The organism is Borborobacter xinjiangensis (genome assembly GCF_047739745.1).
Classification (GTDB): domain Bacteria; phylum Pseudomonadota; class Alphaproteobacteria; order Rhizobiales; family Rhizobiaceae; genus Pseudaminobacter.
Map to the genome: position 1 here is coordinate 22,605 of NZ_JBLLVA010000004.1, position 13,937 is coordinate 36,541.

The following is a 13,937-nucleotide window of genomic DNA, read 5'->3' on the forward strand; positions in this document are numbered from 1 at the left end:
TAAGGACAGATACGGAAATCCGTGCGCCGTTAAGGCGCCGAATATCCGTCAGGCTTATGGTTCGCCCGGAAATCGGGCGTCATCATGCTGCGCAAATTCATCATCTTCGCCGTCTGCGCCGCAACATCGGCGTCGCTCCCGGCGCTCTACCAGAAACATCAGGACGCGGTCCTGGGCTTTGTCAGGCAACAGTTCGGCGCGGACAAGCCCTCGCTTCAGACGGCTGTGACCGGCGAGACCAAAGGAGCCACCGGCGGCGCCCTGCTCACCGGCCGCAAGGTGCAGTTGAATGCCGACGGGCGCGGCCACTTCATCGGCGATTTCCGACTGAACGGCCGAACGGTGCCGGCGCTTATCGACACTGGCGCCACTGTCGTGGCGCTTAACCGCTCGACGGCACGGCGCATCGGCATCTCGCCGCCGCAGGCCGATTTCGTGCACGAAATCTCCACCGCAAATGGCAGGACCCGCGCCGCCACTGTGACCATCGACCGGCTGCAGATCGGCCGCATAACCGTCGACAAGGTGCAGGCGGTGGTGCTTGACGACAGTGCGCTCAGTGGCACGCTGATCGGCATGAGCTTCCTCAACCGTCTCGGCAAGTACCAGGTCGAAAACGGCCGGCTGTTGCTGGAGCAGTAATCACGTCGGGCGGATGCGCCTGACGATGACCTTCTGCGCCGCCGGCTTCGCCGCGCCAAGCGTGTAGGCCGACAGCACGGCGGCTGCGGCACGTTCGGCATCGGCCCTGCTTTGCGCATGAACCAGCGCCAGCGCCTCGCCCGCCCGGACTTCCGCCCCCAGCGGCAACAGCCTTGTGATGCCGACAGCGTGGTCGATTCCGTCCCCCGGCCTGGTGCGACCGCCGCCCAGCGCCACGACGACAAGGCCAATGTCGCGCGTCTCGATGCCCGTCACAAAGCCATCCCGCGCCGCCTTCACCGGCAGTTCCACCTCGGCTTTCGGCAGATATTTCGTGCTCCTTTCGATGAAATCACGCGGCCCGCCCAAGGAGGCAACCATCCGCGCAAAGACTTCCGCCGCCCTGCCGCTGGCGAGTGCATCCATGGCCAGCCGCTCGCCCTCCTGATTGGAGGAGGCAAGCCCGGCCTGCTGCAGCATTTCGGCAGCGAGCGCCAGCACCACCTGTTCCAGCCTCGCATCACGCCTGCGTCCGGTCAGGAAATCGACGGCGTTTTCCACCTCGACGGCATTGCCGGCGGCCGACGCCAGCGGCTCGTTCATGTCGGTTACCAATGCCGAGGTTTTCAGTCCAGCGCCGTTCGCCACCTCGACCAGGCTGGTTGCCAGAGCGGCAGCGTCGCGGCTTTTCGTCATGAAGGCGCCGTTGCCCAGCTTGACGTCGAGCACCAGCGATTGCAGTCCGGCGGCAAGTTTCTTCGAAAGGATCGAGGCGGTGATCAGCGGCACCGATTCCACCGTCGCCGTCACGTCGCGAATGGCGTAGATGCGCTTGTCGGCCGGGGCCAGATCGGCGGTCTGGCCGATGATGGCGCAGCCGGCGGAAAGCACCGTCTTGCGAAACAGCGCATTGTCCGGCTGGCTGACATAGCCGGGGATGGCATCCATCTTGTCGAGCGTGCCGCCGGTGTGGCCGAGGCCGCGCCCGGAAATCATCGGCACATAGGCACCACAGGCTGCCACGATCGGCGCCAGAATCAGCGAGACATTGTCGCCGACGCCACCGGTCGAATGCTTGTCAGTCACGGGTCCCGGCAGGTCCGACCAGTCCAGCACATCGCCGGAATCGCGCATGGCGAGCGTTAGCGCCACCGCCTCGTCGCGGGTCATGCCGTTGAAGAACACCGCCATAGCCAACGCCGCGATCTGCCCTTCGGAAACCGTGCCCGAAGTCAGCCCGCGCACGAAACTCGCAATTTCCTCGCCCGACAGCGCCTTGCCGTCGCGCTTGCGGCGGATGATCTCCTGGGGAAGCATGGTCATAACGCGTCGCGGAGGCGGAGCGTGTGCTTGGGAATACCCCCCTCCAGCCTGCCGGCCATCTCCCCCTCAAGGGGGGAGATCAGCTTGCATCGCTGCTTTCGCCGATCTTCAACACTGCAGGAAAGACGCTGAGGCGGAAGCTGCCAATCTCCCCCCTTGAGGGGGGTCCTCAGGACGGGCCGAGATCCGCGGCTCGGCCCCCGCAGTCTGGCAGGCAAGAGGGGGGTGGGCTGGAAAAAGGTGGACGTTTCCGATCGGTCCCTATCCATCCGCCAACCCCTCCGCGAACATTGTCTTCAGCACGGCGGCAAGCCGCGCGCCGCCGACCGGCGCCATGTCCTTCGTCTCGCTATGCGAAAGTTCCGCCCCGGTCATGCCGGCCGCGAGATTGGTAATCACCGAACAGGCCGCCACTCTGAGGCCGAAGAACCGCGCGAGGATGACCTCCGGCACCGTCGACATGCCGACCGCGCTCGCCCCCATCAGCCGCGCCATGCGGATTTCAGCCGGCGTCTCGAAGCTCGGGCCGGAAAACCACATGTAGACGCCCTTGCGCAGGCGGACGCCGGCAATCCCGGCCGCCTTTTCCACGCTGGCGCGCAAATCCGCATCGTAGGCCCGCGTCAGGCCGACGAAGCGGCGCTCATCGGGCTCGCCGATTAGCGGATTGGCGCCCGAAAAATTGATGTGGTCCTCGATCAGCATGATCGATCCAGGCAGCATTTCAGGATCGACCGACCCGGCGGCATTGGTGAGGATCAGCTTGGTGATGCCGATGCCGGCCAGCGCCTCGATGACCGGGCGCATGGCGGCGGCATCGCCCTTTTCGTAATAATGGGCACGGCCCGAAAGCATCAGCACCTGCGTTCCGGCGAAAGCGCCGGCAACCAGTTCGCCGGCATGGCCGCTCACGCCTCCCATATCAGGAAAGCCCGGCAGATCTCCGTAGGGAATGCGCACGGCGTTCGCGATCTCGTCGGCAAGGGGTCCCAGGCCGGAGCCGAGAACGACGGCAGTGGTCGGCGCCAGCCCGCCAAGCCGCTCGACGATAATGTCGATCGCCCGGCTCATCTCAGCGTCTCGCCTTTGAAGCCGTAGGGCAGCATGTCGCCAAGCCTCACCGTTTCGACCACACCGACCTCGTCGCAGAGATAAAGGCTTGTCTCGGCGGAGGCGAATTCGGCCAGCCGCTGGCGGCAGCCGCCGCAGGGCGTGATGCGCGCCATTCGCTCGGCAACGACGGCAATTTCGGTGATCCTGCCGCCGCCGCCCATGATGTAGGCTCCAAGCGCGGTGGTTTCGGCGCACCAGCCTTCCGGATAGGATGCGACCTCAATGTTGCAGCCGGAAAAGATGCGGCCATCCTCTGTGCGCAGCGCCGCCCCCACCGGAAATTTCGAATAGGGCGCATAGGCGTTTTGCATGGCCTGCCTGGCGGCAAGATAAAGGTCATGGGACATCATGTGCTGCCGTTCGGTCCGATCGCATGAAGGGCCTCATCACCGCTCCTTCACATAGGGCACGCCGCCGGCGCGCGGCGGGATCGCCTTGCCGATGAAACCGGCGAGAAGCACGACCGTGAGAATATAGGGCAGCGCCTGCATGAGCTGCACCGGCACCTTGCCGATCAGCGGCCAGGCCATGCCCTGGAAGCGGATGGAGGCGGCTTCCAGAAACCCGAACAGCAGGCAGGCAAACATCGCCGGCACCGGCTTCCATTTGGCGAAGATCAGAGCCGCGAGCGCGATAAAGCCCTTGCCGGCGGTCATGTCCTTCACGAAACCGGCATTCTGCGCCACCGACAGATAGGCACCAGCAACGCCGGTCAGCACGCCGGTGCACAGCACCGCGCGATAACGCAGCCAGGCGACCGAAATGCCGGCGGTATCGACCGCCGCCGGGTTTTCGCCGACTGCCCGCAGCCTCAGGCCGAAGCGGGTGCGATGGAGCACCCACCAGGTAAACGGCACCATCAGGAAGGCGATGTAGACCAACAGTGAATGGCCGGAAATGATCTCCGTATAGACCAGCCCGACCAGCGGAACATCGCGCAAGGCGTCGGCGCCCGGCAGGTCGATGGTCTGGAACCTTGCCTCTCCCGCCAGCGAGGGCGTGCGGCCGCCTTGCTGAAACCACGCTTGCCCGAGGATGATGGTGGCGCCGGCGGCGATGAAATTGATGGCGACGCCGGAAACGATCTGGTTGCCGCGATGGGTGATCGAGGCAAAGCCGTGCACCAGCGCGAAGAACACCGCGATCAGCACGGCCGCGGCCAGGCCAAGCCAGGCCGAGCCGGTGACGGCGGCAGCCGATGCGCCGGCAAAGGCGCCGGCCAGCATCTTGCCCTCAAGGCCGATGTCGAAAATGCCGGACCGCTCGGAGTAGAGACCGGCGAGACAGGCAAGCAGCAACGGCACAGAAACACGGATTGTGGCGTCGGCAAGCTGTGCGATCAGGTCGAGAAAGGCCATTCAGCCGCCCTCCCCCTTCGCCGTGGCGACCCCGACCGAACGCGGGCTGAGGCTGGCGAAGATCGTCTGGATGGTCGGCCGGAACATGTTTTCCAAGGCGCCGGCAAACAGGATCACCAGACCCTGGATGATGACGATCATGTCGCGCGAGATCGCCGGCATCTCGAAGGCGAGTTCCGCTCCACCCTGATAGAGCATGCCAAACAGGATCGCGGCCGGCACGATGCCGGCCGGATGCGAGCGTCCCATCAGCGCCACGGCGATGCCGACGAAACCGGCGCCGGTGACGAAATCGAGCTGCACCCGGTGCTGATCCCCCATGATCGGGTTGAGCGCCATCATGCCGGCGAGTGCGCCCGAGATCATCATGGTGATGACGATGATGCGGGTTTCGGAAATGCCTGCATAGCGTGCCGCCTTGGGACTGAAGCCCATGGTGCGGATCTCGTAGCCGAGCCTGGTGCGCCAGATCAGCACCCAGACGAGGAATGCCATCAGCAACGCCAGCAGGAACGAGATGTTGAGCGGCGCCGAGCGCACCGAGAAACCCAGCGCCTCAAGCAGCCAGCCCATTTTCGGCAACTGTGCGCCGGGCAGGAAATCGCGGGTCTGCGGCGCCATCGAATTGGCCGGCTTCAGCACGTCGACCAGCAGATAGACCATGGCGCTGGCGGCGATGAAATTGAACATGATGGTGGTGATGACGATGTGCGAGCCGCGTTTTGCCTGCAGATAGGCCGGAATCAGCGCCCAGAACGCGCCGACTGCGGCCGAGCTCAGTATCGCCAGCGGAAAGGTCAACCACCACGGCAGGAAACTGTCGACGGAAAGGCAGACCAGCGCCACGCCGAGCCCGGCGATATAGGCCTGTCCTTCGCCGCCGATGTTGAACAAACCGCAATGGAATGCGACCGCGACGGCAAGGCCGGTGAAGATGAAATTGGTAGCGTAAAACAGCGTATAGGCGATGTTCTGGCCGTTGCCGAAGGCGCCTTCCACCAGAACCGCCGCCGCATGCAGCGGGTTTTCGCCGACCAGCATGACGACGAGGCCGGCAACCAGGAAGGCAACGGCGAGGTTGATGATCGGGATCAGGCCATAGTCGGCCCAGCGGGGTAGCCTGGCATAGGGCGCCGTCACGCGCCCGTCCCGCGTCGCGCGCCGAGACTTTTGCAGGCCGCGCTCAAGAAATCGTGCCGGCTTCGGCGGCTTCTCGCATGCCGACCGCCTTCAAGGACAATCCCCGGCATGGCGTCAGTCATCAGCTTGCCCCCCGCTTCAAGTCCCAACATAGGCAGCCGGATATTTATTCACCGGGAGCGGCGCAGGCTCAAGCGGAATCGCACTGCTTCTCCCGCCTGGTTGCCTCAGTTGGTGGACAGAACCACCACGCCCGAGAACACGAGCAAGATACCGAACCACTGCAGCGGCACGATTCTCTCCTTCAGGATGATGCGGGCCAGCAGCACGGCCACCGCTCCGAAGGTTGACGCGATGATCGTCACGATCTCGCGGCTTTCCGCGGTGCTTCCGGCAAAAAGCGCCATATAGCCACCGGCGTCGAGCAGGCCCTGCGCGCCAATGAACGGCCACCAGCGCAACGGAACGTTGGGCTTGGCGCGGGCGATGGCGAAGAAGACGATCAGGGTTATCAGGCTGATTGTACGCCCATACCAGAGCGTGTGCCACTCGCCGTAAATCGGCGACGAGGCCTGGCCGGCAATGACCATCGCCGCGTAGAACACGCTGGAGCCGACGGCGATCAGCACCGTTGCCCGCACATTGCCAGAAGCGACCGCGCTTGCCGCCGCCGGCGAATGCCCGCCGGCTTCGTCCGCCGGCTCGCTCGCCCCATATGCGACAAGTATGGTGCCGAGCACGGTCCAGGCCATGGCGGCCATGGCCAAGGCGGACGGGAAGAAGCCGGCGCCAGCGGCGTAGAACAACACGACAAGCACCGGATGCGCCGCGACGATCGACATCACGACGCTGACGGCACCGCGCGCCAGCCCCATATAGAGAAGCAGCGTCGCCACGGTCGTGGCCACGCCGTAGATCAGCAGCCAATGGTAACCTCCAGCTGCCGGCAGCATGAATTGGCCGGTAACGGCGACGCGCAGCGTCAGCAGCAGAACGCCGACGACCAGCATTCCAAGCAAGGCGTTCTGGAAGCCCACCGCGCGGCTGCTGAAACGCCCCATGAAGTCAGCAGTGCCGAGCGCGCTGGCTGAAAGCGCGCCAAATATTCCCGGACCCATCAGATTATCGTCCCCTCAACCATTGTGTCTGGCGGACTTCCCCGGTCCGCAACGCGAGACTAGACGGTCGATTTGCTTAATCAAGTGGCGCACGCCACTATCCCCATATGGCTGCCGGGAAGCCCAGAACTGTCCATCCCCCTACACTCCCCCCGCACGCAGGAGGAGGGGTGACCGGGCGTTGCGGCCAGCCTCCTTCCCCCCTGTCTCAACGGGAGAAGGAGGCAGGGGATGAGGGGCGATTCTGCCGCTACGCCGGATCGGCGGCGACCTGCTTTTGCGCGTCCATGAAGGCGGATTTCACCGCGTCGGCACCCGCCGCGACCACTTCCACCGAGGGCGAGAAGCCCGCGCCCAGCATCTTGCGGCCGAGCATGTGGTCGGCCGGCCGATTGACGGATTCGATCGCGATCAGCCGCTCGCCGCCATAATGGAAAACCGAAAACTTGTTGTCGCTGACATCGCCGACGACGAGACTGCGGTCGCTCGCCTGCGCCAGCCCGACCATCTGCAATTTCATGTCGCCTATGTCGGACCAGAACCAGGGAACGCTGCGATAGACGTCGTGATGGCCGGTGATGGTGCGGGCGGCAAGCCGCGCCTGGTCGGTGGCGTTCTGCACCGATTCCAGCCTTACATCGGCGCCGGAAAACCAGTGGCGATAGCTGGCATTGTCGCCAATCGCCAGGATTTCCGGAACGGAGGTGCGCATCTGCCCATCGACGCGGATGCCGTTGGCCGTCTCCAGCCCGGCCTCGGCGGCAAGTTCCATGTTCGGCACCACGCCGATGCCAACGATCACCATCTGCGCAGGCAGGCGCTCACCGGTGGAGGCGATCGCCGCCTCGACCCGGCCATTCGAGCCCTCCAGCCGCTCGACGGTCGTCTGCGTAAGCACCCTGATGCCCGAAGCTTCCAGGCGCTGGCGCACATGGCTGGAAATCGCCGGGGCCACCGCCCTGCCGAGCAGCCGGTCCTGCGCCTCGATCACCGTCACCCGCCGTCCGCCGGCGGAAAGCGTCGCGGCAATCTCCAGCCCGATGAAGCCGCCGCCGAGAATGACCGCATCCTCGATCCTCGCGCTCAGCTCACGAATGCTGCGCGCATCGGCGACCGAGCGTAGCGACAGCACGCCGCCGAGTTCGCCTCCGCCAAGCCTCAGCACGCGTGGCCGAGAACCGGTCGCCAATATGGCGGCGTCGAAGGAAATGCTGCCGCCTCCAGCCAGATCGAGCCTTTTCCCCACCGGATCGATGCGCTCGACAAGCACGCCGCGCCGAAGCTCGATCCTGCCCGTCTCGTAGAACGCCTCGGCGCGCAATATCTGCGGCACCGCCGCACTGTCCTTGATGAAGGTCTTCGAAAGCGGCGGCTTGTGATAGGGCAGTTCGTTCTCGTCGCCGATCAGTGTGACCGGGACGTCATAGCCCTCGTCACGCAAGCTGGCGGCCGCCTGCACTCCTGCATGACCCGCACCGACAATGACTACGCCGTTTTTCATGAGAACCACTCTTGGCAAAACGCGAGTATGGCAACCCGATCATGGGTCTTCTCCGCCGCCGAAGTGATCCCTGTCCGACATGGCCGAGGACATTTCGGTCGCACCTTGGACGAGGTCGTGTCAAGCAGGATCGTCATCGAGGCTCGGCCGCATCCCGAATGCCAGGGCACTCACTTCCGGGGATTAAACTTGAGAGTGCTAGTTTAGAATAGTTCTAAGCTATTGATTTATCGTGTTTTTACCCAGAAAACCGTTGACTTTTTCCAATCCGGGCGTTTTATGGCACTCGCGTTCATGATGGCGCGTCCCTTTGATGTCTGGGCCTTGAACCCGTTCGATTGGAGGAATTCCGGTGCCTGTTTTTCTTCGGCCGCGCCTGACGGCCGTCCTTCCATCGACGCTTGGCTGCGGGGCGACCTGCTGATGTCGGCAATGATTTCCGACTTCGGCGAGGCCGGCTGCTACTTCGAACGCGCGCCCGAAAAGCTGGTGCTTGAAGGCTACCGGCGCTGGCTTGCCGGCTTCGAGACCGGCTCGGTGGCGCCGTGGGAACTCACTTTCACGCTTTACACCGAAATTCTCGGCGCAGCCGAGGGCCGGCGCGCGCTTACCGAACTGTCGCATTTTGTGCGCACCTTGCGGCAATGCGCGGCCTGCCCGCTGCGCAGCTTTCCGTTCGGCGCGCATCATATCTGCCGCGACGAATGCATGGCGCTCGGCCTGATCGCTTCCTTTCAGCATGGCGACACCGAGACGGCGCGCCTTTGTCTTGACGCAGTTGCATGTCAGGCGCGTCGCGGCGCGATCGGCGAAGCCGCCTGCGGCTTTGCCCGCACGCTCTCCGAGCTCGAACATGACCTGTTGCCCATCCCGCGAAGTGCGATCGAGGACGTGCTGTCGCGCGCGACGCGCACCACCATTCACTGAGGAGAACGCGATGAAGACGACACTGGTGAGGATGCCGCGGGGCGGGCGCCTGGCGACGATTGCGGCAACCGCCGCGCTGACGGCGGCGATCTTCGTCCTTCCCGTCAAGGCCGAAACCGACCCCAAGGCCGTGATCGCCACCTATGCCGACATCGCGCTTGCCAAATACGAGGACTCGCTGGCGACCGCCCAGTTGCTCAATGAGGCGACCGCCGCGCTGATCGCCTCCCCTTCGGCGGAAACGCTGGAAGCCGCCCGCAGCGCCTGGAAGGCCGCCCGCATTCCCTACCAGCAGACGGAAGTCTACCGGTTCGGCAACGCGATCGTCGACGAGTGGGAGGGACGGGTGAACGCCTGGCCGCTCGATGAGGGGCTGATCGACTATGTCGATGCCGGCTACGGCACCGAATCCGACGAAAACAACCTCTATACCGCCAATGTGATCGCCAACAAGGAGATCGAGATCAACGGCAGCAAGGTCGACGTTTCGGCGATCACGCCGGAGTTGCTGTCGAAGACACTTCAGGAAGCCGGCGACATCGAAGCCAATGTCGCCACCGGCTATCATGCCATCGAATTCCTGCTCTGGGGCCAGGATTTGAACGGCACCGGGCCGGGCGCGGGCAACCGCCCCCATACCGATTTCGACACCGCCAATTGCACCGGCGGCAATTGCGACCGGCGCGCCGAATATCTGGCCGCCGCTTCCAAGCTGCTGGTCAGCGACCTGGAGGAGATGGTCGCCAACTGGAGCGCCGATGGCGCCGCCCGCAAGGCGCTGACCGAAGGCGACGCCAATGCCGGGCTTTCAACTATCCTGACCGGCATGGGCTCGCTCTCCTATGGCGAACTTGCCGGTGAACGCATGAAGCTCGGCCTGCTGCTGCACGACCCGGAAGAGGAGCATGACTGCTTCTCCGACAACACCCATATCTCGCATCTCTATGACGCCATCGGCATCCGCGACGCCTATAAGGGCAGCTACAAGCGCGTCGACGGCACCGTGGTCGAAGGTCCGTCGCTTTCGGCACTGGTCCAGGCGGCCGATCCGGCGGTCGATGCCGAGCTTTCGGGCAAGCTCAATGCTACTGTCGCGGCGATGGAGGCCGTGGCCAAGCGCGCCGAAGGCGGCGAGGCCTACGACCAGCAGATCGGCGAAGGCAATGCGGAAGGCAACGCGGCGGTGCAGAAGGCGATAGACGGGCTGATCGACCAGACCAAGTCGATCGAGCGCGCGGTGGCCAGCCTGAAGCTCAATGCAATCGAATTCGAGGGCTCCGACAGCCTCGATGCTCCCGACAAGGTCTTCCAGTAGATCGAGGTCAGGAAATATCATAGCCAAACGGCGCTCCGGCGCCGTCAGCCGACAGTGTGAACCATGCTCGTATGCCAGTGCAATCTGATAACGCAAAAGGAGGTGGAGGAAGCCATCGTCGCCCTGCTGGACGCCGATCCATGGTCACTCATCGTCCCGGCGAAGGTCTATCATTCCATTCAGAAGCGCGGACGCTGTTGCGGCTGCTTCCCAAATGTGGTGGAAACGATAATTCGGGTCACCGAGAACTACCATTCCCGCTCGGAGGGGAGCGGGATGGATGTCGTTTCACACCTGGACCGTGTCCGCGAGTTGCGGGCAGAATATGGGAGCAGAGGCCATGAAAGGCGAAAAACAGGTCATCGAGCGGCTTAACGAGGCTCTGTTTCTGGAGCTTGGCGCCGTCAACCAGTACTGGCTGCACTACAGGCTGCTCGATGATTGGGGATACAGAAAGCTCGCCAAGAAGGAACGCGAAGAATCGATCGAGGAAATGCACCACGCCGATCGCATCATCGAACGAATCATCTTTCTCGAAGGTCATCCCAACCTTCAGTCGCTCGCGGCTCTGCGTATCGGCCAGGACGTCAAGGAAGTGCTGGAATCCGATCTTGCCGGCGAGTACGACGCGCGCACCTCCTACAAGCAGTCGCGTGAGATCTGCCACGACCTTGGCGACTATGTGACCATGCAGTTGTTCGAGGACCTTCTCAAGGATGAGGAAGGCCATATCGATTTCCTCGAAACCCAGCTCGATCTGCTGAATTCGATCGGCGAAGAGAAGTACGGCCAGCTCAACGCCGCCCCGGCCGACGAGGCCGAATAGGGTCATGCCTTGATGCGGCGCGCCTGCCTCCTGACGCGCCGCGTCCAACGTGCTCCATGGCACCATCTGGTGTGTTCCGGCTGGCTCGCCCTCACATTGGCGATGACGCTGCCAATCTCCTCGCTCGCGGGCGAAGCCGAACCGGCGGGCCTCGCCTCCATCCGCGGCGATCTCACGCCGAAGGACCAGCGCCGCGTCACGGCGATTACGCGTCCAGCCAGCGATTTTTCCAAACCCGAACAGTTCGAACTGATGCAGGGCGGCGCCGGCACGGCGCTCAACGCCGTCAATCGCGACGCCTACTCGCATTCCTCCGCTAACATCACCTTCGAGGAGGAAGCGACATTCAAGGTCGGCAACGGGCTGTTTCGCAAGCTCTGGGTTTCGGCACCCTCCTCCACCCAGGCATCCGACGGGCTCGGGCCGCTGTTCAACGCCCGCGCCTGCCAGAGCTGCCATCTGAAGGACGGTCGCGGTCACCCGCCGGAAGGTGCGGCCGACGCCACCTCCATGTTCCTGCGGCTGGCCCGGCAGGCCGAAACCGACGAAGAAAAGCGTGCCGTCGCCGAGCGCGCCGTCCTCAATTTCCCCGATCCGGTCTATGGCGGCCAGTTCCAGGATCTGGCCGTGCCCGGCCTTGCGGCCGAGGGCAAGATGGCCGTTTCCTACATTGAAATTCCTCTCACGCTGAAGGACGGCACGGTGCTATCGCTGCGGCAGCCGCGCTATGCGGCAACCGATCTGGCGCAGGGACCTCTCGATCCGCGTACCACGCTGTCGCCGCGCGTGACGCCGCAGATGATCGGCCTCGGGCTGGTCGAGCAGATCCATTCCGCCAACATCCTCGCCCATGCCGACCCCGACGATCGGGACGGCGACGGCATTTCCGGCAAGCCCTCGATCGTGCGCGACCATCAGACGAACGAACTGACGCTCGGCCGGTTCGGCTGGAAGGCCTCGAACGCCACCATAAGGCGGCAGGCGGCGGAAGCTTTCGCCAAGGATATCGGCCTTTCCAGCCCCGACATTCCGCAGCATTGGGGCGGCTGCACCGAGGCGCAGAAAGACTGTCTTGCCATGCCCAACGGCGTGCAGGAGCGGCTTGGCGACACCGAACTGCCCGACCCGATCATGGACCTTGTCACCTTCTATTCGCAGCATCTCGCCGTCCCGGCCCGCCGCGATATCGACAAGCCGGAGGTCCTTACCGGCAAGAAGGCGTTCTACGATCTCGGCTGCGCCTCCTGCCACACGCCGAAATTCGTCACGCGCCGCGACGCGCCGAACAAGGCGCACGCCTTCCAGTTGATCTGGCCCTATTCCGATTTCCTGCTGCACGACATGGGCGAGGGCCTGGCGGATGGCCAGCAGGTGGGAGATGCCACCGGCACCGAATGGCGCACGCCGCCGCTCTGGGGGATCGGCCTGACCGAGACCGTCAACGGACATACCTTCTTCCTGCATGATGGACGCGCGCGCAACCTCACCGAAGCCATCCTCTGGCACGGCGGCGAGGCGCAAGCGGCGCGCGACGGCTTTGCCGGACTGGCCAAGGCTGATCGAGAAGCGCTGATCACGTTCCTGGAGTCGTTGTGATGCTGAAATCCCTGGCCTTGACCGCCGGCCTGCTGCTCGGCGTTGCCGCGCCTTCCATTGCGGCGGATGTGGATGCCTCAGCCGTCATCACCAATGCCATCGACGGCTTCGTGCGGCCGGCCTATCGCGACTTCCATGCCGCGACCTCGAAAATGAGCGAAGCGGCTGCCGAGCTGTGTGCTGCGCCTTCCCCCGAAACCCTCAAGGCCGCGCGCAACTCCTTTGGCGACACCGTCGACGCCTGGTCACGCGCCGAGATCATCCGCTTCGGTCCGGTCACCGAACAGAACCGGCTGGAGCGCATCCTGTTCTGGCCGGACCGCAAGAGCACCGGGCTGAAGCAGGTGCAGGCGGCGCTCCATGCCAGGGACGCGACCGCCGCCGATGCGGACAAGCTGCCGGGCAAGAGCGTTGCCATGCAGGGGCTCGGTGCGCTGGAATTCGTGCTGTTCGGCACCGATGCCGACCGCCTCGCCACCAGTGAGGCCGCATACCGCTGCGCCTATGGCGCGGCGATTTCCGCCAATCTCGACACAATCGCCGGCGAGATCGAGGCTGCTTGGGCCGCCTCCGACGGCTTTGCCGGAACATGGGCCAAGCCTGCCGCCGCCAACGCGCTCTACCGCGACGATGCCGAGGCGCTCGGCGAATTGCTGGACGTCTTCGTCACCGGCCTTGAACTCGACCGCGACGTCCGGCTCGGCGGATTTCTCGGCAAGACGCCCGAACAGGACAAGCCAAGACAGGCGCTGTTCTGGCGTTCCAACCGGACCGTCGCCTCGGTCTCGGGCAATCTGTCCGGCATGAAGTCGCTGTTCGAAGCATCAGGGCTTGGCGAGATGCTGCCAACCGGTGCGCGCTGGATCGTGGGTTCGATCGGGTTCGAGTTCGACAACGCGCTGGACGCGCTGGCGAGCGCCGATGGTCCGGTGGCGCAAGTACTCGCCGACCCGGAGCTGCGCGGCAAGCTCGACTATGCCGGCGTCGTCACGTCTAGTCTCAGCGAGCTGTTCGGCACCAGGCTATCGGGCGAACTCGGCCTGACCGCTGGTTTCTCCTCGCTGGACGGCGACTGACG

General features: G+C 64.3%; 14 protein-coding genes. 7 read left to right on the forward strand and 7 right to left on the reverse strand.

The features are described from left to right. Positions 1-84 precede the first annotated feature (84 nt). On the forward strand, positions 85-642 hold the full coding sequence (locus ACLKMW_RS06745) for a TIGR02281 family clan AA aspartic protease (protein WP_415723642.1): 558 nt from the start codon (positions 85-87) through the stop codon (positions 640-642). On the opposite strand, the gene deoA is transcribed toward ACLKMW_RS06745, so the two are convergent. The 7 genes from deoA to ACLKMW_RS06780 all read right to left on the reverse strand — a co-directional run bounded on the left by deoA (position 643) and on the right by ACLKMW_RS06780 (position 8,195). Further along, on the reverse strand, positions 643-1,959 hold the full coding sequence (deoA, locus tag ACLKMW_RS06750) for a thymidine phosphorylase (RefSeq protein ID WP_415723866.1): 1,317 nt from the start codon (positions 1,957-1,959) through the stop codon (positions 643-645). A 267-nt stretch (positions 1,960-2,226) separates the two neighbouring features. Further along, positions 2,227-3,036, reverse strand: a complete 810-nt coding sequence (locus ACLKMW_RS06755; protein WP_415723643.1) for a purine-nucleoside phosphorylase — start codon at positions 3,034-3,036, stop codon at positions 2,227-2,229. Then, on the reverse strand, positions 3,033-3,425 hold the full coding sequence (cdd, locus tag ACLKMW_RS06760; RefSeq protein ID WP_415723867.1) for a cytidine deaminase: 393 nt from the start codon (positions 3,423-3,425) through the stop codon (positions 3,033-3,035). Before cdd ends, ACLKMW_RS06755 begins: the two co-directional genes overlap by 4 nt. A gap of 39 nt (positions 3,426-3,464) precedes the next feature. Next, a complete protein-coding gene (locus ACLKMW_RS06765) occupies positions 3,465-4,436 on the reverse strand; it encodes an ABC transporter permease (protein ID WP_415723644.1) in 972 nt (323 codons plus the stop codon). Continuing rightward, positions 4,437-5,576 (reverse strand): ABC transporter permease, encoded by a 1,140-nt coding sequence (locus ACLKMW_RS06770; RefSeq protein ID WP_415723645.1) that lies wholly within the window; start codon positions 5,574-5,576, stop codon positions 4,437-4,439. It lies immediately after the preceding gene. 227 nt (positions 5,577-5,803) lie between these two features. After that, complete coding sequence (locus ACLKMW_RS06775) at positions 5,804-6,694, reverse strand: EamA family transporter (RefSeq protein ID WP_415723646.1); 891 nt, start codon at positions 6,692-6,694, stop codon at positions 5,804-5,806. A 250-nt stretch (positions 6,695-6,944) separates the two neighbouring features. Beyond that, positions 6,945-8,195 carry an NAD(P)/FAD-dependent oxidoreductase gene (locus tag ACLKMW_RS06780; RefSeq protein ID WP_415723647.1) on the reverse strand — a complete coding sequence of 417 codons (1,251 nt, stop codon included), beginning with the start codon at positions 8,193-8,195 and terminating at the stop codon, positions 6,945-6,947. A gap of 423 nt (positions 8,196-8,618) precedes the next feature. On the opposite strand from ACLKMW_RS06780, the gene ACLKMW_RS06785 reads away from it, so the two are divergent. From ACLKMW_RS06785 to ACLKMW_RS06810, 6 genes are all read left to right on the forward strand, one after another. Continuing rightward, positions 8,619-9,122 carry a hypothetical protein gene (locus tag ACLKMW_RS06785; RefSeq protein ID WP_415723868.1) on the forward strand — a complete coding sequence of 168 codons (504 nt, stop codon included), beginning with the start codon at positions 8,619-8,621 and terminating at the stop codon, positions 9,120-9,122. 31 nt (positions 9,123-9,153) lie between these two features. Continuing rightward, a complete protein-coding gene (locus ACLKMW_RS06790) occupies positions 9,154-10,437 on the forward strand; it encodes an imelysin family protein (RefSeq protein WP_415723869.1) in 1,284 nt (427 codons plus the stop codon). 63 nt (positions 10,438-10,500) lie between these two features. Continuing rightward, on the forward strand, positions 10,501-10,812 hold the full coding sequence (locus tag ACLKMW_RS06795; RefSeq protein ID WP_415723648.1) for a (2Fe-2S)-binding protein: 312 nt from the start codon (positions 10,501-10,503) through the stop codon (positions 10,810-10,812). Next, positions 10,778-11,263: a bacterioferritin gene (gene bfr, locus ACLKMW_RS06800; protein WP_415723649.1), complete on the forward strand. Its 486-nt coding sequence runs from the start codon at positions 10,778-10,780 to the stop codon at positions 11,261-11,263. The genes ACLKMW_RS06795 and bfr overlap by 35 nt, the downstream gene beginning before the upstream one ends. Before the next feature lie 12 nt (positions 11,264-11,275). Then, entirely contained in the window at positions 11,276-12,859 is a 1,584-nt protein-coding gene (locus ACLKMW_RS06805) for a di-heme oxidoreductase family protein (RefSeq protein WP_415723650.1), read from the forward strand. After that, on the forward strand, positions 12,859-13,935 hold the full coding sequence (locus tag ACLKMW_RS06810) for an imelysin family protein (protein ID WP_415723651.1): 1,077 nt from the start codon (positions 12,859-12,861) through the stop codon (positions 13,933-13,935). Before ACLKMW_RS06805 ends, ACLKMW_RS06810 begins: the two co-directional genes overlap by 1 nt. The last annotated feature ends 2 nt before the right edge of the window (positions 13,936-13,937 follow it).